Raw genomic sequence first — 19,817 nt, 5'->3', positions numbered from 1 at the left:
TCACAGACAGAGAGCTTTACTTTCAAGAGCTCGAGCATCGAAGGAGGCAGCATGCAGGTAGCGGGAAACTCTGCGATCGTCGTCGGCGGCACGGGTGGCCTCGGGCAGGCCACCGTCCGACGTCTCCATGAGGCGGGAGCCAAGGTCGTCGTCGCCGACGTCAACGACGACAAGGGCAAGGAACTCGAACAGGAACTCGGTGTGCGATACGTGCGCACCGACGCCGGCAGCGAAGAGTCCGTCTCCGCAGCCATCGCCGAAGCGGAATCGCTCGCACCGCTGCGCATCTCCGTGGACTGCCACGGCGGCCCCGCGGGCGGTGGGCGCCTCGTGGGCAAGGACGGCAGCCCCATGGCACTCGAGGCCTTCACCAAGACCATCGAGTCGTACCTGACGTCGACGTTCAACGTCCTGCGTCTGGCCGCGGCCGCCATCGCCAAGCAGGATCCGTTCGACGACGAGGGTTCGCGTGGTGTCATCGTGAACACCGCCTCGATTGCCGGTTACGAAGGTCAGATCGGTCAGCTCCCCTATTCCGCTGCCAAGGGCGGAGTGATCGGTATGACGCTCGTCGCCGCACGCGATCTGTCGCCCCTCGGTATCCGCGTCAACACGATCGCGCCGGGCACGATCCTCACCCCCGCCTACGGCAAGGCCGGGGAGCAGCTCGAGGCGTACTGGGGTCCGCAGATCCCGCATCCCAAGCGCATGGGCCGTCCCACCGAGTACGCGACGCTCGTCGCGTCCATCGTCGAGAACGACTACCTCAACGGTGAAGTCATCCGTCTCGACGGTGCACTGAGGTTCCCGCCGAAGTGAGTCCGCTCGCAGGGAAGGTCGCGTTCGTCGCCGGTGCCAGTCGTGGCATCGGTGCGGCGATCGCTGTCGCCCTCGCCGAGGCGGGGGCCGCGGTCGCGGTTGCCGCTCGGTCCGAGCAGCAAGGCAAACTGCCCGGCACCATCGGATCGGTCGCCGAAAGGATCACCGCCTCGGGCGGACGAGCCGTCCCGATTCGGTGTGACGTCACGGACGAACAGTCCGTCGATGCCGCGATCGCCGCGACGGTGGCCGAATTCGGCGGGCTCGACATCCTGGTCGCGAACGCCGGAGTGTTGTGGATGGGACCGATCGAGTCGACGCCGGCGAAACGCTGGCAGCTGTGTCTCGACGTCAACCTCACGGGCGTGTTCAACGTGACGAAGGCAGCGATCCCACACCTGCGCGAACGTGGAGGCGGATCGATGATCGCGGTGACCACCAGTGGCGTGGGGATGACGGACCGGGGTTCGAACGCCTACTGGGTGTCGAAAGCTGCGGTCGAGCGACTCTATGCCGGGCTCGCCTCCGACCTGAGATCCGACAACATCGCAGTCAACTGCCTGGCACCCTCGCGGGTCGTGCTCACCGAAGGCTGGACGGCCGGTGGTGGCGGACGCGAGATTCCACCCGAGATGGTGGAACCGCCGGAGACCATGGGCGCCGCTGCAGTGCTGCTCGCGCAGCAGGACGCGACCGGAATCTCCGGCACCGTGCAACGCTCGGAGAGCCTCGTGATCCCGAGGGGATGAGGTTCCCGCACGAAGGGAGGCCCGCACCGGGCCTCCCTTCGTGTTGCCGGGTGTGAATCCGACCCGACGGCTCAGCGGCCGAAGCGCGCGACGAGCCGTCCGGTCACCTCGTTGCGCCGGAGACGTTCCAGTCCGTCGCCGATCTCCTCGAAGCCGATCTCGGTGTATGCGGGTTCGATTTCGCGCTTCACGAACAGTTCGTACACCTCCTCGATGTCCTCGACTGTCCCGCCGAGAGAACCTACGAGCGTCTTGCCGAGGATCGTCGGGGTCCTGACGGTGAACGTCGGGAGTCCCAGACCGACCTGCACCACGGCGCCGCCCCTGGCGATGGCGTCGATCGCCTTCTGTGTGGTGTCGAAACCCGCATAGTCGACCACCAGGTCGAATCCCTGCCCCGCCCAGTCGGCCGCGTCCCGCACGACATCCGTCGCACCGGCCTGCCGGGCGAGATCCCAGACCGACTCCTTCGTCTCGGCCACGTGCACCTCGGCGCCGGCCAGCACAGCCGCGCGGGTGCCGATCTGCCCCAGACCGCCGTATCCGATCACGCCCACCTTCATTCCTGCCGAGGCACGACCAGCCTTGATCATTGCGTGATAGGAGGTCATTCCTGCATCGGTCGCGAGAGCGGCCAGCGACAGATCCAGCCCCTCGGGCACCCGCGCGAGATCGCGAGCATCGGCGACCAGTTTGTCGGCGAACCCACCGTGGGCGAACATCCCGAGCGGCGGGCGCACTCCCGATGTGCAGACACCGACGACATCACCGACCTTCCAGCCCTCGACCCCGTCGCCCAGTGCGCTGATGACACCGGCGTTCTCGTGTCCCTGAGTCATGGGCAGGAACGGCATCGTCGCCTCGCCGACCTCCATGTACATCAGGTCGCTGTGACACAGTCCGGCGGCCGCGACGTCGATCACCACCTCGCCCGGGCCGGGTTCCGGCTCCGGCACCTCGTTCAGTGCGATCGGTCGCCCGGCTCCTTCGAACTGCCATGCCCTCATAACGCCCTCCTTCGTGACGGTACGTACCCGAAGCGGATCCACCCCTTGCAGATTCCGCACTCCAATCATTACTGTTCTCCCAATACGGAACACCATTCTTGACAGGAAGATTTAGATACTCACACCGTCTCTACCTGTACGTCCACCCGACCCACCGGATGTCCACCGCCCGGCCGAACTGCACCGCCTCATGGGAACAGACCTTCTCGCCGGTCTCCACGAGATCCGGAGGCCCGGAACGGCCGACGACGTCACCCGGATCCGGATCCGTCGTCGACGAACACGCATTGCCGCACCAGGGGCGGCACCGAAGTAACCGACGCCGGAAGTACCAGCAGACAAGGAAATCCATGACAGACACCCCACAACTGACCGACAAGGTCGCCATCGTCACCGGTGCCGGAGGAGGGATCGGCCGAGCCTACTCCCGCGGTCTCGCCGAAGCCGGAGCAGCGGTGGTACTCGCCGACGTGAACCTCGAATCCGCCACCGCCGCCGCGGAGGAACTGGCCGCCGACGGTCACCGCGCGCTCGCGGTCGGCGTCGACGTCAGGGACGAGGCCAGCACCGCGCAGATGGCAGCGACCGCGGCCGAACACTTCGGTTCCGTCGACATCCTCGTCAACAATGCAGGCCTGATGGCGGAAGTAGTCGGCGAGGGATCGCTGACGACAATGGAAATCGACCTGTGGAACCGCACTCTCGCCGTCAACCTGACCGGTCCGTTGCTGTGCACTCGCGCAGTGGTTCCGTACATGAAGGAACGGGGTTACGGCAAGATCGTCAACCAGTCCTCGAGCGGTGCGTTCATGGCCGCGCAGGCCTACGGCATCACCAAGCTCGGCCTCGTCAGCATGACCGTCTCGCTCGCCCGCGAGCTGGCGCCCTTCGGGATTCGTGTGAACGCGATCGCTCCCGGCATGGTCAACACCGAAGCCGGCTCGATCGCATCACCACCCGAGCTCAAGGAGATGGTCAAGCACGCCATCCCCTTCCCGTTCGGTGAGCCCGAGGAACTGATCCCCGGCCTGCTGTATCTCGTGTCGTCCGGTAGCGACTGGGTCACCGGCCACACCCTCAACATCGACGGTGGCTGGGTGGTCCGGGTCTGAGTTCCCTACACCACAACCCTTCTCACAGACAGGATCACTCATGAAGCACTACTTGCTCGTCGAGTCGTACCCGTCCCATCCCGAGCGGCTGGACGAGTTCAACAAGTGGTACGACGAGGTCCACATCCCCGAAGTGGTGGCCCTCGACGGATTTGTCGGTGCCACACGGCTGACCCCCGCCGACGCGGACGGTGGCCCGTCGGTCACCCTCTACGAACTCGAGGGCGACCCCAACGCGGCCAAGGCAAACGTTCACGCGGCGGCGGCGGCAAAACAGCTGAACATGTCGGATTCGCTCAGCTACGGCCCGATCCCGAAGATGCGGATCATGGAAGTGAAGTCGGAGTACTCCAAGCCTCGCTCGTGAAGCGGGAGGACGAACCTCGTGGAGCCGCTGCCTGAATCGGCAGCGGCCCTACGAGCCTTCCGGGTACAGAGCAGTTTCCAGGGCAGCGCACTGTTCGGCAAAGAACCCGCGTGCGACACCCGTGCGCGAGGCCACCGAATCGAAGCCGTGGAACGCTCCGTCGACGATGTGGAGATCGCACCGGACACCCGACGCCCGCAACAGCTCCCCGTAGGCACGGCACTCGTCGAAGAACAGGTCCTGGGTGCCCACGCCGATCCAGGCAGCAGGCAGGCCGAACAGGTCGGATCGTCTTGCCGGCACCGCGGTCTCGGGGTCGGCTCCACCGAGATAGCTCTCCCAGCCGAATCTGTTCGTGTATCCGTCCCACATGCGTGTCTGCGCCGGTCCTGTCGCAGTGCGGTCGTCCAGCATCGGATACACGAGAAGCTGGAAGACCGGCGCCGGAATTCCCCTGTCACGGACGAGAAGTGACAGTGCCGCAGCGAGCCCTGCTCCCGCACTCGCACCTGCGACCGCGATGCGCGCAGGGTCCACATCCGGCCGGTGCCGTAGCCACTCGTAGGCGCGCAGACAGTCCTCGAGCGGCGTCGGATAGGGATGTTCGGGCGCGAGTCGATAATCCACCGAGGCGACGGCGATACCGAGGCGCTCGGCGAACCGCCGGCACAGCGCGTCGTCCTGCGCAGCCCGGCCGAAGACATAACCACCACCGTGGATCCACAGCAGAGCGGCCCCGCGTTCGGTGCCGCCCCGCGCCGACGGGCAGAACCAGCGGACGGACACACCCGGTTCGAAGACGTACACGTCCGGGCCGGTGCCCCGGATCGCGCGGGTGAACAGACGCATCACCGGCAGCGATCGCGGAGTCACCGCTCTACGTGGAGCGAGCAGCGCTGCCACCCGCAGATCGGGATGAAATCTCGAGAGCGAGCGCAACCTTCCGATCACACGACCTCTCCGCTCACGCCTTTCCCGCCGTCATCCTCGCGATATTGGCACGGAAATCGTCGCTCTGGAAGGTCATCTCCTCGGCGCTCATCGCGTAGTCGAGGCTCGCGAGCACCGCCCGTTCGAGGTGGATATTCAGCAGCCGCTTGGTGGCCTCCACCGCCTTCTGCGGTTGCTCCACGAGACGCTTGGCGCACACGAGTGCCTCGGCGAGCGGATCTGCGACGACACGGTTCGCCAGGCCGAGTTCGCAGGCCCGCTCGGCGGGGATCCGTTCGCCGAAGAAGGCGAACTCCTTCGCGTGCAACAGGCTGATCTGCAGCGGCCAGGTCAGCGGACCGCCGTCGGCCGCGACCAACCCCACCTGCACGTGGGGATCGGCGAGGTAGGTGCCCTCACCCATGTAGACCACATCGCTGAGCGCCACCAGGCTGCATCCGAGTCCCACCGCCGGGCCGTTGACCGCCGCGACCACCGGGACCCGGCAGCGTGCCATGCCGAGAACGATCTCGCGTCCGTCCGCAATCGTCTTCGCGCGCAGTTCGGCGTCCTGCGCCAGTTCTGCCAGGTAGTCGAGATCGCCCCCGGCGGAGAACGCCTTCCCCGCACCGGTGATCACTGCGGCGCGGGCCTCACGGTCGGCGGCCAGTCGCGGCCACAACCGGGCCAGTCCCTCGTGCAGCGGATCGTTGACCGCGTTGTACTTGGCGGGCCGGTTCAGCGTGATGATCCGCAGCGACCCCTCGGCGCGGACCTCGATCTCCTCGGGCATGTCGTACATGTCAGACTCCCAATCCGAGAATGCGTGAGGCGATGATGTTCTTCTGGATCTGCGAGGTACCGCCCATGACGGATTGCGCGCGGCTGTACATATAGGAGCCGAGCAGTTCCTCGTCACGGCTGCCGGCGACCGCCAGAGCCGCGTGCCCGACCGATTGGTCGACCCAGGTCATGAGCAGCTTGTCGAGCGAGCCTTCCGAACCGTGCGACACCCCGTCGAGTTGTTCGGACAGCCGTCTGCGCACGTGAAGCCGCAGCATTTCCGATTGCACTGCAGCCCAGGCCAGATCCTGCGGGGGCGGACCGTCGACGCGGGCGGCGAGTTGGCGGACGAGTTTGCCGTAACGCGCGGCGAATCCGAGAGTGGACGGCTCACGTTCGTGGCCGACGACGGTCATCGCGACCCGCCAGCCCTCACCCGGTGCACCGACCATGCGACTCGCAGGTACACGCGCACCGTCGAACAGCACCTGGCCGAATTCCTTCGTGACCCCACTGATCATCTTCAGTGGCCGCTGTTCGATGCCGTCCTGGTGCATCGAGACGATGAACGCCGAGATACCGCGGTGGCGCGGAGCATCCGGGTCCGTGCGGGCGAGCAGCAGGCACCAGTCGGCGACGTCGGAGTAACTCGTCCACACCTTGTGGCCGTGGATCACGTACTCGTCGCCCTCACGGGTCGCGGTGGTGGTGAGCGACGCGAGGTCGGAACCGGCACCGGGCTCACTGAATCCTTGGCACCACCGTTCGGACCCGTCGATCATGCCGGGCAGGAACCGCTCGCACAGTTCGTCGCTCGCGTGGTGTCCGAGGCCGACGACGAGATAGCCGAGACTCGGCCGGGGCGGGCACCCCGCGATCGCGAGTTCCTCGTCGAGGATCACGTCGTAGACGGGCGGAAGGTCCTGTCCGCCGTACTTCTTCGGCCACGACAATCCGAAGAATCCTGCGCTGTAGAGCGCCTGATGCCATTCCCCCTGCCGCGCCCAGTACTCGTCGCCCGAGGTGGGGAACTTCCCGGCCTGATCGGCGAGCCAGGTCCGCAGCCGAGTGCGGAATGCGGCTTCTTCCGGCGAGTCACGAAAGTCCAAGGTCGATCTCCTCCAGGCTCACGGGGAACAGTTCGGTGGACGTCAATGCCCGCCGCAGGTACACGTGCTCGATGCACTCCCAGGTATTGCCGATCCCGCCGTGCACCTGAACGGCGGTCTCGCAGACGGTGCGCGCAGCGCGCGCGGTGTAGATCTTGGCGATGCGCGCAGCACGGATCGCTTCTTCGGGCGTCAGTTCGTCCACGGCCCAGGCCGCGTGCCGGAGCACACTGACAGACCCCTCGATGAGCGCCTCGCTCTCGGCGAGCATGTGGGCGACCGCTTGATACGACCCGATCGAGTTACCGTACTGCTCACGGATTTTCGCGTAATCTACCGCTACGGCCTGAGCTCCCCTAGACACGCCGACGAGATCGGCGCAGGTGACGACGATGCCGAGTGCGTGGGCGCGCTCGGCATCGTCGGCGGCGAGTTCCCCGAGCGTCTCGTCGGGTTCGGCAAGGGTCGCGAAGGAGCGGGTCAGATCCGCGCCCGGTGCAGGGTCTCCGACACCGGCCGACAGCACCGTCCGTTCCCGGAGCACGAGGGCGCGGTTCAGTCCGTGTGCGTCGAAGGCGTCACCACCGACCGCGAGGGCGTGCGTCGGCTGATCGTCGGAGAAGTGCCGGTGCAAGTCGTCGGCGAGCACTGGGCCGAAGAACGGAACGTCGACGAGACCACGTCCGAATTCCTCCGCGACGATGGCTACTTCGACACCCGAGGCCCCGTCGGAGCGTAGCGAGCGCCAGCCTGTCGCGGCGACGGTCTTCTCCAGTCGCGCCCGGCGGGCCGCATCGTCCAGATCCGCGACCGAGCGCGCACCCAGGTCGTCGGCCAGTTTGGCGGCGGCGTCGCGCAACTGCTGTTGTTCATTGGTCAGACGTACGTCCATGGCGCTCCTCGAGTTGTCGGCGCAAGACCTTGCCGGACGGCAGGCGGGGAATATCGGGCACGAAGATCACTCGTCCCGGTCGCTTGTACGACGCGAGTCGTTCGGCCACATAGGCGGATATGTCGTCGGGATCGAGCGTCGCGGCGGTGGTGATCGCCGCCACCACCGTCTCGCCTGCGTGGTCCTTCGTTCCGAAGACGGCACAGTCGGCGACATCCGGATGACCGTGCAGCACGGCTTCGACCTCGGCAGGGGCGACCTGGAATCCGTTGACCTTGATCATGTCCTTGGCCCGGTCGGTGATCCGCAGCCAGCCGTCGGAGTCGATCGATCCGACGTCGCCGGTGCGGTACCAGCCGTCGGCGAATGCCGCGGCGGTGGCGTCGTCAGGGAGGTAGCCGGCCATGGCCGATGCCGAACGCACCTGGATCTCACCGGTCTCTCCGACCGGAACCTCACGGCCGGTACGGAGGTCGACGATCCGCAGTTCGACACCCGGGACGGCCCGGCCGACGCTGTCGAGGCGAGCACCGTCGACCGGATTGCAGGCGATGACGGGCACTTCGCTCGCCCCGTAGGCGGGCATCCACTGCACCCCCGTGCGCCGGGTGACAACCTCCGCGACACTCGCGGTGACGGGCGTAGCGCCCCACATGATGTACCGCAACGACGACAGGTCGAACGACTCGAGATCGGGATGAGAGGCGATCGCGAGTGCGATCGGCGCGACGGCCATCTCGACGGTGATCCGGTCGCGTTCGATGCACCGCAGCATCTCGTCGAGGTCGAACCGGCGGTGCAATCGCATCCATCCGCCGGCCTCGAGCACCGTGGCGATGTTGAGCAATCCGAGGATGTGCGAGGGCGGAGTGACGATCTGCAGCCGGTCGTCGGCGGACAGATCGAGCGACCTGCGCCAGTGCGCGACCGCTGCGGCGAACGACGCATGCGTGTGACGGACGGCCTTGGGCAGGCCTGTCGTGCCGGAACTGAAGACCAGCAGTGCATCGGCGCCGGGATCGACGGACGGTGCGTCGAGAGGGCCGCGGTAGGGCCGGATCGGGTCGTCGAGATCGAGCATGGGCATCGCGGCAGCGAGGACGGGATTGTCTCCGACGGCGAAGGCCGGTTCGGTGAGCCTCAGGGCATGGTCGATCTCGGCGCGCTTCCACGCCGGGCTCAGCAGGACCACGACCGCACCGAGTTTCGTGATGGCCCGGTAAGCCGTCACGAATTCCGGCCGATTGGACGACATGAGTGCCACGCGGTCGCCGGGCCGGACCCCGCGTTCACGCAACCTGACGGCGAGCCCGCAGGTGAGCGCCTCGAGTTCCGCGAGGGTGTACTCGCGGTCTTCGAAGGCCAGCACGGCGGGTTCGGTCATGGTGCTCTCTCGCGTCGCAGCAATATCGGTCGAGAGGTTGCTCTCCTGAATGAGAATAGTACTCTCGCTTATGCAGAACATTGATACCAGGAGGAGACGGTCCATGGCGAGACCACCTTTGTTTCAACGCGCGACCGTGACCCGGATCGTGAAGGAAACCGACGACGCCCGCACTTATGTGCTCGCGCCTCACGACGGGCCGTTCACCTACAAGTCCGGGCAGTTCTGCACTTTCCGAGTGAACGTCGACGGCACCGAGCTGTACCGCTCCTACTCGATGTCGAGCGCCCCCGAGACCGACACCGAACTGATGACCACGGTCAAGCGGGTGACCGGTGGAGCGGTCTCGAACTGGCTGCACGACAACATCGCCGAGGGCGACGAAGTCGAGATCACGCGACCCGCCGGCACCTTCCTCCTCCGGGACGCGGTCGGCCCGGTACTCGGCTTCGCCGGCGGCAGCGGTATCACTCCGATCCTGTCACTCGCCAAGAGCGCACTGGCGACGACCGACCGTGCTGTGCGGCTGCTCGTCGCCGATCGCAACCGTGCGTCTGCGATCTTCACCGGTCTCACCGACGAACTCGTCACCCGGTACGCAGGCCGCCTCGAGGTCGTACGGCATTTCGACGACGAGAGCGGACTGCTCACCCCCGACGCGGTACGCGAATTCGTGGGCTCCGACGGCAGCGCCGACAGCTACCTTTGCGGACCGGAGGCCTTCATGGACATGGTCGAATCCGCCCTCCCCGGTCCCGGCAACGTCTACAGCGAACGCTTCGGCAGCGCGGCAGAACCCATCAAGCCGGAAGACGCACAGCAAGCTCCGCCCGCGACGAGCGGTGAGGTGAAGGGCACCGTGTCGATCCGTCTGGGCAACCAGAGGGTCTCGGTTCCCCGGCACGCCGGGGAGACGCTGCTCGAAAGTGCACGTCGCGCGGGGCTGGCGCCTCCGTTCTCGTGCGAGGCCGGCAACTGCGCGACCTGCATCGCAAAGATCACCCACGGCAGCGCGACGATGCGCGTGAACGACGCACTGACCGAAGACGAGATCGCCGACGGATACATCCTCACCTGCCAGGGCGTACCCGACAGCGAGGACATCAAGGTCCGTTACGAATAGGAAGAACGGACGTCAGTCGGTGTACGCCCGAACGGCCGCCATGGCCAGCCTGCGGCCTACCGGAATCGGCGATTCCGGGTGGCCGCGCAGGAAGGCTGCGAGAGTTCCGTCGTAGGCGGTGAGTACATCGTCGGCAAGATCCTGCGCTTTCGCTCCGGCCAACGGTTCGGAGAAGCGCAGGAGCCGGTCGGCGAGAAGGTCGCTGTCGGCTGCCAGCACCTCTGCGATCTCGCCGGTGGCCTCGGGGAACTCCGTGGCGGTCGCCAGGAAGGCACACCACCGGGCAGGCGAATCGGTGCCACCGCGGTAGGAATCCAGAGCGTCGAAGATCGCCAGCAAGCGTTCCGTGTCGTCGCCGGCCTCGACGATGTGCCGGTCCCATACCGCGCGCCAGTCCGCGAGCCGGATCCGGAGCGCCTCGGCAACCAGCGCCTCCTTGCTGCCGAAATGCGTGTACAGGGAGGCTGCGGAGGCTTCGGCGCGACGCAGCAGCTCGTCCACGGGCGTCGCGCGGATACCCCGGTCGAAGAGCAGCCCCTCGGCCGCCCGGAGCAGACGCTCGCGAGCCGGGGGGCGACGAAGCGTGGACATGCGCTCACTGTAACGCGCGTTCTGCCAGAACGACCGTTTCAGCGTAGAGTAACGTCCGTTCTGCACTTCGGCCTCTCGGGGGACGCGATGCACACTCTGGTCATCGGCGGCACCGCCTTGATCGCGGCGGCCTACGGGCTGGCGCGTTTCGGTTACGGACTGTTCCTGCCCCACTTCACCGAGTCGTTCGCATTGGGGCCGACGGTTGCCGGTGCAGTGCAGGCCGGCAGCTTCCTCTCGTACTGCATCGCTGCCGTCCTCGCATCGAGGATCAGCGATCGCCCGCGCCTCGTCGTGGCATTCGCAGGAGCAACGGCTGCGCTCGGCTCTCTGGGCGTGGCAGCATCACCGCACCCGCTGGTCTTCGCGACGAGCGTGATCATCGCCGGGGCCGGCGCGGGTTTCGCCACTCCCGGCCTCGTGACCCTGATCGAACGCAACATCGTTCGCACGCGGCAGGAGAATGCGCAGACGATCGTCAATTCGGGAACCGGTGTGGGGCTCGTCGTCGCCGGCGGTCTGGTGTTCGCGACCGCCGGCCAGTGGCGTGCGGGGTGGGCGGCCATCGCGGTTCTCACGGCGGTGGCCACATCCATCACGCTCCGTGCCGACCGGGCATCCCACCGCCGGCGCACCCGCGATCACAAGGTACCCGTGCGTCTCGGGGAACTCTCACCACTTGCCCGCCCCCTCGTCGCCGCAGCACTGGCAGGCGCGTCGAGCGCCGCGGTCTGGACGTTCGGACGGTCCGTCATGACCGACGCCACCGACGGAGAGACCTACTCGGTTCTCGCGTGGATGACCTTGGGCGCCTTCGGTGTGCTGGGTGCAGCGGCGGGCAGGATCGTGCAGACCTGGAACTTGCGGGTCGCATGGGCGCTGACGACGGCAACCATGTCCGCCGCCACCGCTCTGCTGGGACTGATGCCCGGCTCACCGGTGCCCACCTACATCTCCGTCGCGCTGTTCGGCGCGAGTTACATCGCGATGAGCGGGGTGCTCATCGTGTGGGCAGTGCGTTCGCTCCCCGACCGCGCGGCCGAGGGCACAGTCGCCTTGTTCATCGCACTCGCGGTCGGGCAGACAGCCGGATCGCTCGCCTTCGGAGCACTGCTGAGCGCGACGTCCGCCGCGCCGACCTTCGTCGTGGCCGGCGCGGTCGGCGTCGCCGCCCTGGTGCCGGCCGCTTTCCACCCGCACAGCGACCGGCACGAGATCAGCGCGTCGCCACCGGCTCTTCGGTGTGCTCCCCCAGCGCAGGCGGCGGCCCGTACTCCGGCTCGTAGCCCTGCACCCGGATCGGACTTCCCACCAGGCGGAAATCCCCAGCGGTGACGATCATCTCGGGCGTCGCATCGAGAGCGTCGGGGAGCGAGCGCACCGCGGCCGCGGGCACACCGAGCGGACGGAGACGGGCTTCCCAGCCGGCAGCCGTGTCGCGCGAAAGCGCCTCGGCGACCACGGCGAGCACGTCGTCGCGCCGCTGCGCTCGCTCGGCCATCGCCGTGAAGCCGTCGATGCCGGCCTCGCCGGCGAAGATCCGCCAGAATCCGTCGTGTGTGACGAACAGCGCCAGCGTCCCTTCGGCAGTCGGGAATAGCTGCGCCGGAACGTAGTACGAGTGGGCACCGTTCGGCATCCGTCGCGGTTCCGTACCCTCGTTGAGGTAGGCGGAGGCGCGATAGTTCAACTGCGACAACATGACGTCTCGCAGCGATACGTCCACCTGACCACCACGCCCCGACACGATCTGCGCGAGCAGACCGAGTGCCGCGGTCATTCCGGTGGAATTGTCGGCCGCCGAATATCCCGGCAGTGTCGGTGGCCCGTCCGGATCACCGGTCAGGGCCGCCACACCGGTCACCGCCTGGATGACGTAGTCGAAGGCCGGATCGTCGCCACCGTCGAGCCCGTAACCCGTGACGGCGACGCAGACGATCTTCTCGTTCCACCTGCGCAGGGCGTCGTAGGTCAGACCGAACCTGCGGATCGCCGAAGGTTTGAGGTTGACGAGCAGTGCGTGCGAGTCGGCGGCCAGTTCGCCGAGTCGACGCATTCCCGCGTCGGTGGTCAAGTCGAGACAGACGCTGCGTTTGCCGCGGTTCAGGCTTGCGAAATACGCATCGCTCACCTGACGGGAGAGATCTCCGGTGGGCGGTTCGACCTTCGTCACCTCGGCCCCGAGATCGGCCAGGAGCATCGTCGCGTACGGGCCCGCGAGGATGTGGCCGACCTCGAGAATCCTGATCCCCGCGAGCGGACCTGCCGTCACCGCAGTTCCTTCACCAGTTCGGCGACGACCTCACGGGTGCGATACTTCGACGCGACCAGTTCGTCGCGGTTGTTGCCGATCGGCAGCAGTCGCATCGACAGGTCGGTCACTCCGGCCTCTTCGTAACGACGGAAACCGGCGAGAATCGCGTCCTCGTCGCCGACGATGGCCATGTCACCGATGTCCCTCGACTTACCGTGTTCGAGGAGCCTCTGATAGTTGGGCGAGAACTCCGCCTCGGCAAGAATGCGATTCGCGCGCTCGCGCGCGACGTCGACCTCCGACGGCGCGCACAGACAGACCGGTACGCCCGCGACGATCCGCGGCTGCGGCCTTCCCGCCTCCTCGGCGGCCTTCGTGATGCGCGGGGCGATGTGCTCGGCGATCGCGCGTTCGTCGGCCATCCACAGCACAGTGCCGTCAGCGAGCTCACCGGCGATCTTGAGCATGACGGGACCGAGCGCCGCGACCAGCACCGGCATGGGCGCGACCGGCGCGATGTCGAGAGGGTTGTGGACGGTGAAGGTGTCGTTCTCGACGTCGATCGAACCCGGCAGGTCGCGCGCGGCGGCCAGCACCTCGAGATAGTCGCGCGTGTACTTCGCAGGCTTCTCGTAGGGCAGCCCGAGCATGTCCTGCACGATCCAGTGGTGCGACGGGCCGACGCCGAGGGCGAGGCGTCCACCGAGCGCCGCATGCGTCGAAAGCGACTGCCGCATGAGGTGCACCGGGTGCTGTGCCTGCAGCGGCACCACAGCGGTACCGATCTCGATACGCGACGTTCGCGTCCCCATCAGCGCGACGGCCGTCAACGCGTCGAAGTCGGTGGGGATCTGCGGCACCCACACCGTGTCGAGGTCGGCCGACTCCGCCCACTCGACGTCCTTCAGCATGCGGTCGACCTTGCGGTTGGTGTCGCCCTGTTCCGGGCCGACCATCACTCCGATACGCACGATTCCTCCAGTTCCCGAACTCGATGATGTGGGTGTGTACCGGGCTCAGGACGCCTCGGACGCCCCGGTGAGCTTGCCGATCTCGGTGACGAGCACGTCCAGCGGTGTGCTCGTGGGGAACACCGCGGCGGCACCCGCATCGAGAAGTTTCGGCACGTCGCCTTGCGGAATCGTTCCGCCGACCACGACATCGATGTCGCCGGCGTCCGCCGCACGAAGACCTTCGACAACCTTCGTGGTGAGGGCGACGTGGGCACCCGACAATATGCTCAGGCCGACCACTGCGACGTCCTCCTGCACAGCGATCGAGACGATGTCCTCGACCTTCTGGCGGATGCCGGTGTAGACGACCTCGAAACCGGCGTCGCGCAGAGCACGCGCGACGATCTTGGCGCCGCGGTCGTGTCCGTCGAGGCCGGGCTTGGCGACGAGAATGCGGGCGCTCATCAGAACACCACCGGCTGCTGGAACTCGCCCCACACGTTCTTCAGCGCGGAGACCATCTCTCCGACGGTGCAATACGCATTGGCGCAATCGATCAGGGCATGCATGAGGTTGTCGGTTCCTTCCGCTGCGCGGGACAGGGCCGCGAGTGTGTTGCGCACCGCGACGGGGTCGCGTTCGGCCTTGACCTTCGCGAGTCGCTTCAACTGCATCTCACGACCTTCGGCATCGAGCTCGTAGGTCGAGATCTCGGGTTGCGGTTCGTCGGAGACGAACTTGTTCACACCGACCACCGGACGATCGCCGTTCTCGATCTCCTGGTGGATCTTGTAGGCCTCGTCGGCGATCAACCCCTGCAGGTAGCCGTCCTCGATCGCGCGGACCATGCCACCGTGCTCCTCGAGATCGGACATGATCTCGACGATGCGTTCTTCCGTCGCGTCGGTGAGAGCTTCGACGAAATACGAACCGCCGAGGGGGTCGGCAACTCTGGTCACGCCGGTCTCGTAGGCGAGGATCTGCTGCGTGCGCAGTGCGAGAGTCGCCGATTCCTCACTGGGCAGGGCGAACGGCTCGTCCCATGCCGCGGTGAACATCGACTGCACGCCGCCGAGAACCGACGCCATGGCCTCGTAGGCGACACGCACGAGGTTGTTCTGTGCCTGCGGTGCATACAGGGACGCGCCACCGGCGACACAGCCGAAGCGGAACATCGACGCCTTGTCGGTGGTCGCCCCGTAGCGCTCGCGCACGATCGTCGCCCACCGGCGGCGTCCGGCACGATATTTGGCGATCTCCTCGAAGAAGTCGCCGTGCGTGTAGAAGAAGAACGAGATCTGCGGGGCGAACTGGTCGATGGTCATCCGCCCACGTTCGACGACGGTGTCGCAGTAGGTGACACCGTCGGCGAGGGTGAATGCCATCTCTTGCACCGCGTTCGCGCCGGCATCGCGGAAATGGGCTCCGGCCACCGAGATCGCGTTGAAGCGCGGCACTTCCGCGGCGCAGAACTCGATGGTGTCGGCGATGAGGCGGAGTGACGGTTCCGGCGGCCAGATCCAGGTACCGCGCGATGCGTATTCCTTGAGGATGTCGTTCTGGATGGTGCCCGTCAGCTTCTCGCGCGGCACCCCCTTCTTCTCCGCGGCGGCGACGTAGAAGGCGAGCAGGATCGCGGCGGTGCCGTTGATGGTGAAGCTCGTGCTGATCTTGTCGAGCGGGATGCCGTCGAACAGCACCTCGGCATCGGCGAGCGTGTCGACGGCGACGCCGACCCGGCCGACCTCCTCACCGACCTCGGGGTCGTCCGAGTCGTAGCCGCACTGGGTCGGCAGATCCAGCGCGACGGACAGACCGGTGCCTCCCTGCTCGAGCAGGTAGCGGTAACGGCGGTTGGACTCCTCCGCAGTACCGAACCCGGAGTACTGGCGGAACGTCCACAACCGGCCCCTGTAGCCGTTGGGGAAGTTCCCGCGCGTGAAGGGAAAGCTCCCCGGCGCCGGTGGTTCGGTAGCACGGTCGCCCGGCCCGTAGACAGGCTCGAGCGGGATACCCGACGAGGTTTCTGCGAAGTCGTTCACGGCGGATACATTACTTGCAGAAAAAGAGAATGCCAATATCATTGCGGAGAACAGAGCTGGATAACCAAAGCCGACCAGGGAGAACGATGTCGAGCCAGAATGCCCTCAGCGACCGCACCATGGTCATCTCCGGCGCCAGCCGCGGTATCGGACTGGCCATCGCCGTCGCCGCGGCGCGTCACGGCGCGAACGTGGTGCTTCTGGCCAAGACCGCCGAGCCCCACCCCAAACTGAAGGGAACCGTGCACACCGCAGTCGCCGACATCGAAGCCGCCGGCGGCAAGGCTGTCGCGGTGGTGGGCGACGTCCGCAAGGAGGACGACGTCCAGCGGGCCGTCGACACCGCCGTGGAGCACTTCGGCGGCGTGGACATCTGCGTCAACAACGCGAGCGCGATTGCGACCGAGCCGACCGAATCGTTGTCGGTCAAGAAGTACGACCTCATGCAGGAGATCAACTGCCGCGGCACGTTCCTGCTGTCGAAGGCGGCCCTCCCCCATCTGCGCGAGTCACCCAACCCGCACATCCTCACGATCGCGCCGCCGATCAACATGAACCCGTACTGGCTCGGAGTACATCCTTCGTACACGCTCTCCAAGTACGGAATGTCGCTGCTGACTCTGGGATTCGCGGCAGAACACGCCGATGCCGGCATCGCCGCGAACTGCCTGTGGCCCGAGACGTACATCGCGACCTCCGCCGTGGCCAACACCCCCGACGGCGAAGCGCTGCTCGCAGCCTCACGCAGCCCCGAAATCATGGCCGACGCTGCGGTCGAGATCCTCTCGCGACCGGCGAAGGAGACCACCGGCCGTTGCTTCGTCGACGCCGACGTCCTGGCCGAAGCCGGAGTGACGGACCTGTCCCGTTACGGCGGCGGCGACAATCCGCGCTGGGACTTCTTCCTCGACAAGGACTGACGTTCAACGTCGACGGACGCGGACGGCGGTGCCGGCACACAGCACGACGACGGCACCGCCCGCCACCACCGCCCGGGTCAACGGCTCCCCCAACAGCCAGGCCGCCCAGCCGACGGTCATGACCGGCTGGGTCAGTTGCACCTGCCCGACCCGCGCCATCGGCCCGATCGCCAGACCTCGGTACCACGCGAAGAACCCGAGGAACATGCTGACGATCCCGAGATAGGCGAACGACGCCCAGTGCGTCATCCCACCCTGCGGCAGTCCGTCGGCGAGCGAGAGCAGGGTCAGCGCCACCATCAACGGCGACCCCATCACCAGTGCCCACGAAATCGTCTGCCACGCACCGATCTCCCGCGCCAGCAGTCCGCCTTCGGCATAGCCGACGGCTGCGGCGGCCACCGCACCGAGCAACAGCAGATCGGCTCGGCCGAATCCTTCGGAACCTCCACCGCGCAGGCCGGCGAAGGCCATGACGGCGACCGTCCCCGCACCCGCGGCGACCCAGAACGGGGCGGGGGGTCGTTCGTGGGCCCGCAGCACCGCGACCACGGCGGTAGCGGCGGGAAGGATCGCGATGACGATCGCACTGTGGTTCGCCGGTGCCGTGGTCAGGGCGTACGAGGTGAGCATCGGAAATCCGATCACCACCCCACCCGTGACGACGGCGATTCTGCGCCACTGATGCTTGTTCGGGAGTCGTTGTCCCGTGAGCGCGAGTGCCAGAGCGGCGAGGGCCGCCGCAACGACCGCGCGACCGGCGGCGACGAACAACGGTGACATCGCTCCGTTCTCGACGGCGATGCGGGTGAGCGGGACGGTCAGGGAGAAAGCTGCGACGCCGAGCAGACCCCAGGCGAGTCCGCGAGGATCGGGCGATAGCACTGGCCGGTCGGAATCGATAGCGCTACTCTGTACTTTCATGTCGAACAGTAGCAGTTCCCAGCTGGTCGCGGAACTGACACGGTGGATCGCCTCCGCCGCACCCGGCGCCCGACTACCCTCGACGAGGTCGCTCGTCGCGCAGTACGGCGTCAGCCCCGTCACGGTGCAGAAGGCACTCAGGACACTCCAGACCCGGGGGCTCGTGGAGAGCCGCACCGGAGTCGGCACCTTCGTCCGGCAGATCCGCACGTCGAACACGATCGACCACAGCTGGCAGACGGAAGCGCTCGGAACGGCACCACCGCTCCCCCGCGCCTCCGCAGCCCTGCGCACCGTGCCCAACGACGTGATCACGCTCCACTCCGGCTACCCCGACCGCACACTGCTTCCTGAGCGCCTTGTCCGCGGAGCGTATTCACGCGCGTCCCGCAGCGATGCCGCCGTCGGACGGACACCGGCGGCGGGCCTTCCCGAACTGCAGGCGTGGTTCGCCGCGGAACTGGCGGCAGCGACGAATGCGCGCACCGCCCCACCGTCCTCAGGCGACGTGATCGTCACCCCCGGCAGTCAGAGCGGACTCGGTTCGATCTTCCGGGCGCTCGTCGGTGCCGGCAATCCCGTCGTCGTGGAGTCTCCGACCTACTGGGGTGCGATCCTCGCGGCCACGAAGGCGGGGGTACAGCTCGTGCCGGTCTCCAGCGGACCGAACGGTCCCGATCCCGACGAACTGGCGCGTGCCTTCGACCGGACCCGGGCGCGTGCCTTCTACGCACAACCGAATTTCGCGAATCCCACCGGGGGGCAATGGTCGTCGTCGACCGGAGAGCGGGTCCTCGACGTCGTGCGCGATGCGGGAGCGTTCGTCATCGAGGACGACTGGGCCCACGACTTCGGGATCTCGACCCCGTCGGTTCCGCTGTTCGCGCGCGACGACTCCGGCCACGTCGTCTACGTCCGCTCGCTGACCAAGAGCGTTGCGCCGTCGGTGCGGGTCGCGGCGATCGTCGCGCGAGGACCCGCTCGCGAACGCATCCTCGCCGACGTGCAGGCCGAATCTGTCTACGTGAGCGGCGTTCTCCAGACGGTCGCGCTCGACGTCGTCACCCAGCCGGCATGGCACACCCATCTCCGTGCCGTTCGTCGCGAGCTCGAATCGCGCCGCAACCTCCTCGCGAGCGAACTTCGTGAGTACGCGCCGGATGTGGAGGTCGAGGGACTGCCGCCCGGTGGGCTCAACCTGTGGGGCAGACTCCCGGACAACTGCGATGCCGAGGTCGTCGCGCGCGACTGCGAGGCTGCCGGGGTGCTCGTCGCGGCGGGCGACGATTGGTTCCCTGCGGAGCCCACCGGCCAGTATCTCCGGCTCAACTTCGCCGGACCGAATCCCGCGGCCTTCCGGGAGGCCGCCCGGATCATCGGGCGAGTCGTCTCCGGCGGGTGAGGACGGTCGGGCGTCACCGGCTCGTGCGGCGCCGGCGAGCCCTTCTCACCCGAGTGCGTTCGTCCTCCGTGAGCCCGCCCCAGATCCCGTAGCGTTCACCGGAATCGAGGGCGTACTGCAGGCACTTCTCCCGCACCGGACAACGAGCGCAGACCTTCTTGGCCGAGGCCATCCGGTTCTCCCTCGCGTCGCCCCGCTCGTTGTCCGGGTGGAAGAACAACGAGCCGTCCGCGTCACGGCAAGCCGCGTCGATCTGCCAGTCCCATTCCTCGGCAACAGGAGGCGGCAGATAGAGCAACTTCAGCGCGGGCATCTCCTACTTCCCTCCGGCGCGCATAGCGCGGTAGATGTCGATGAGGTTGTCGGTGGAGGCATCGCCGGTGTCGGGGGTGTCGTCGCCGGTGAGCACGGCCTGCAGGGCGGTGGCCTGAGCCTTGCCGAGTTCGACGCCCCACT

General features: G+C 67.0%; 21 protein-coding genes. 8 read left to right on the top strand and 13 right to left on the bottom strand.

Annotated features, from left to right (window positions below):
* Positions 1-51 precede the first annotated feature (51 nt).
* Together ABZ789_RS09190 and ABZ789_RS09185 are read left to right on the top strand one after the other, a co-directional pair.
* Positions 52-819, top strand: coding sequence for an SDR family NAD(P)-dependent oxidoreductase (locus ABZ789_RS09190; protein ID WP_358422246.1), 768 nt, complete (start codon positions 52-54; stop codon positions 817-819).
* Positions 816-1,568 (top strand): SDR family NAD(P)-dependent oxidoreductase, encoded by a 753-nt coding sequence (locus ABZ789_RS09185; protein WP_358422243.1) that lies wholly within the window; start codon positions 816-818, stop codon positions 1,566-1,568. Before ABZ789_RS09190 ends, ABZ789_RS09185 begins: the two co-directional genes overlap by 4 nt.
* Positions 1,569-1,639: 71 nt before the next feature.
* Here the strand turns inward: ABZ789_RS09185 and ABZ789_RS09180 are convergent, their stop codons facing one another.
* Positions 1,640-2,575, bottom strand: a complete 936-nt coding sequence (locus ABZ789_RS09180) for a zinc-binding dehydrogenase (protein ID WP_358422240.1) — start codon at positions 2,573-2,575, stop codon at positions 1,640-1,642.
* 350 nt (positions 2,576-2,925) lie between these two features.
* Between ABZ789_RS09180 and ABZ789_RS09175 the strand changes: the two genes are divergently transcribed.
* Entirely contained in the window at positions 2,926-3,687 is a 762-nt protein-coding gene (locus ABZ789_RS09175; protein ID WP_358422237.1) for an SDR family oxidoreductase, read from the top strand.
* A 40-nt stretch (positions 3,688-3,727) separates the two neighbouring features.
* A complete protein-coding gene (locus ABZ789_RS09170; RefSeq protein ID WP_358422235.1) occupies positions 3,728-4,054 on the top strand; it encodes a hypothetical protein in 327 nt (108 codons plus the stop codon).
* Positions 4,055-4,102: 48 nt separating this feature from the next.
* On the opposite strand, the gene ABZ789_RS09165 is transcribed toward ABZ789_RS09170, so the two are convergent.
* From ABZ789_RS09165 to ABZ789_RS09145, 5 genes are read right to left on the bottom strand one after another with little or no spacing between them, the layout of a single operon-like run.
* A complete protein-coding gene (locus ABZ789_RS09165) occupies positions 4,103-5,005 on the bottom strand; it encodes an alpha/beta hydrolase (RefSeq protein WP_358422232.1) in 903 nt (300 codons plus the stop codon).
* 13 nt (positions 5,006-5,018) lie between these two features.
* The gene (locus tag ABZ789_RS09160; RefSeq protein ID WP_358422229.1) at positions 5,019-5,786 is read right to left on the bottom strand and encodes an enoyl-CoA hydratase/isomerase family protein; all 768 of its coding nucleotides are present in this window, start codon (positions 5,784-5,786) and stop codon (positions 5,019-5,021) included.
* 1 nt (position 5,787) lies between these two features.
* On the bottom strand, positions 5,788-6,876 hold the full coding sequence (locus ABZ789_RS09155; RefSeq protein WP_358422226.1) for an acyl-CoA dehydrogenase family protein: 1,089 nt from the start codon (positions 6,874-6,876) through the stop codon (positions 5,788-5,790).
* Complete coding sequence (locus ABZ789_RS09150; RefSeq protein WP_358422223.1) at positions 6,863-7,768, bottom strand: acyl-CoA dehydrogenase; 906 nt, start codon at positions 7,766-7,768, stop codon at positions 6,863-6,865. The genes ABZ789_RS09155 and ABZ789_RS09150 overlap by 14 nt, the downstream gene beginning before the upstream one ends.
* Positions 7,746-9,152 carry an AMP-binding protein gene (locus ABZ789_RS09145; RefSeq protein WP_358422220.1) on the bottom strand — a complete coding sequence of 469 codons (1,407 nt, stop codon included), beginning with the start codon at positions 9,150-9,152 and terminating at the stop codon, positions 7,746-7,748. The genes ABZ789_RS09150 and ABZ789_RS09145 overlap by 23 nt, the downstream gene beginning before the upstream one ends.
* A gap of 103 nt (positions 9,153-9,255) precedes the next feature.
* Between ABZ789_RS09145 and ABZ789_RS09140 the strand changes: the two genes are divergently transcribed.
* Positions 9,256-10,275, top strand: a complete 1,020-nt coding sequence (locus ABZ789_RS09140; RefSeq protein ID WP_358422217.1) for a ferredoxin--NADP reductase — start codon at positions 9,256-9,258, stop codon at positions 10,273-10,275.
* A gap of 12 nt (positions 10,276-10,287) precedes the next feature.
* On the opposite strand, the gene ABZ789_RS09135 is transcribed toward ABZ789_RS09140, so the two are convergent.
* Entirely contained in the window at positions 10,288-10,866 is a 579-nt protein-coding gene (locus tag ABZ789_RS09135) for a helix-turn-helix domain-containing protein (RefSeq protein ID WP_358422214.1), read from the bottom strand.
* A gap of 87 nt (positions 10,867-10,953) precedes the next feature.
* On the opposite strand from ABZ789_RS09135, the gene ABZ789_RS09130 reads away from it, so the two are divergent.
* Positions 10,954-12,201, top strand: a complete 1,248-nt coding sequence (locus ABZ789_RS09130; RefSeq protein ID WP_358422211.1) for an MFS transporter — start codon at positions 10,954-10,956, stop codon at positions 12,199-12,201.
* Here ABZ789_RS09130 and ABZ789_RS09125 read toward each other — a convergent pair.
* The 4 genes from ABZ789_RS09125 to ABZ789_RS09110 are packed head-to-tail and all read right to left on the bottom strand — an operon-like array spanning position 12,083 to position 16,157.
* On the bottom strand, positions 12,083-13,138 hold the full coding sequence (locus ABZ789_RS09125; protein ID WP_358422208.1) for a CoA transferase: 1,056 nt from the start codon (positions 13,136-13,138) through the stop codon (positions 12,083-12,085). The two genes, ABZ789_RS09130 and ABZ789_RS09125, sit on opposite strands and share 119 nt — an antisense overlap.
* The gene (locus tag ABZ789_RS09120) at positions 13,135-14,091 is read right to left on the bottom strand and encodes an LLM class F420-dependent oxidoreductase (RefSeq protein WP_358422205.1); all 957 of its coding nucleotides are present in this window, start codon (positions 14,089-14,091) and stop codon (positions 13,135-13,137) included. The genes ABZ789_RS09125 and ABZ789_RS09120 overlap by 4 nt, the downstream gene beginning before the upstream one ends.
* A gap of 45 nt (positions 14,092-14,136) precedes the next feature.
* Positions 14,137-14,538: a cobalamin B12-binding domain-containing protein gene (locus tag ABZ789_RS09115; protein ID WP_358422202.1), complete on the bottom strand. Its 402-nt coding sequence runs from the start codon at positions 14,536-14,538 to the stop codon at positions 14,137-14,139.
* A complete protein-coding gene (locus ABZ789_RS09110; RefSeq protein WP_358422199.1) occupies positions 14,538-16,157 on the bottom strand; it encodes a methylmalonyl-CoA mutase family protein in 1,620 nt (539 codons plus the stop codon). Before ABZ789_RS09110 ends, ABZ789_RS09115 begins: the two co-directional genes overlap by 1 nt.
* A 44-nt stretch (positions 16,158-16,201) precedes the next feature.
* Between ABZ789_RS09110 and ABZ789_RS09105 the strand changes: the two genes are divergently transcribed.
* The gene (locus tag ABZ789_RS09105) at positions 16,202-17,035 is read left to right on the top strand and encodes an NAD(P)-dependent oxidoreductase (RefSeq protein WP_358422196.1); all 834 of its coding nucleotides are present in this window, start codon (positions 16,202-16,204) and stop codon (positions 17,033-17,035) included.
* A 3-nt stretch (positions 17,036-17,038) separates the two neighbouring features.
* Here the strand turns inward: ABZ789_RS09105 and ABZ789_RS09100 are convergent, their stop codons facing one another.
* The gene (locus ABZ789_RS09100) at positions 17,039-17,920 is read right to left on the bottom strand and encodes a DMT family transporter (protein ID WP_358423106.1); all 882 of its coding nucleotides are present in this window, start codon (positions 17,918-17,920) and stop codon (positions 17,039-17,041) included.
* A gap of 37 nt (positions 17,921-17,957) precedes the next feature.
* Between ABZ789_RS09100 and ABZ789_RS09095 the strand changes: the two genes are divergently transcribed.
* Positions 17,958-19,361: a PLP-dependent aminotransferase family protein gene (locus tag ABZ789_RS09095; RefSeq protein ID WP_358422193.1), complete on the top strand. Its 1,404-nt coding sequence runs from the start codon at positions 17,958-17,960 to the stop codon at positions 19,359-19,361.
* Between the two features lie 13 nt (positions 19,362-19,374).
* Here the strand turns inward: ABZ789_RS09095 and ABZ789_RS09090 are convergent, their stop codons facing one another.
* Positions 19,375-19,674 carry a WhiB family transcriptional regulator gene (locus ABZ789_RS09090; RefSeq protein WP_358422190.1) on the bottom strand — a complete coding sequence of 100 codons (300 nt, stop codon included), beginning with the start codon at positions 19,672-19,674 and terminating at the stop codon, positions 19,375-19,377.
* Between the last annotated feature and the right edge of the window lie 143 nt (positions 19,675-19,817).

It is taken from the genome of Rhodococcus sp. NPDC047139 (assembly GCF_040643435.1).
Classification (GTDB): Bacteria; Actinomycetota; Actinomycetes; order Mycobacteriales; family Mycobacteriaceae; genus Rhodococcus.
Note: the sequence above shows the minus strand (reverse complement) of the source record. Positions and strands in the feature narration are given on the sequence as shown.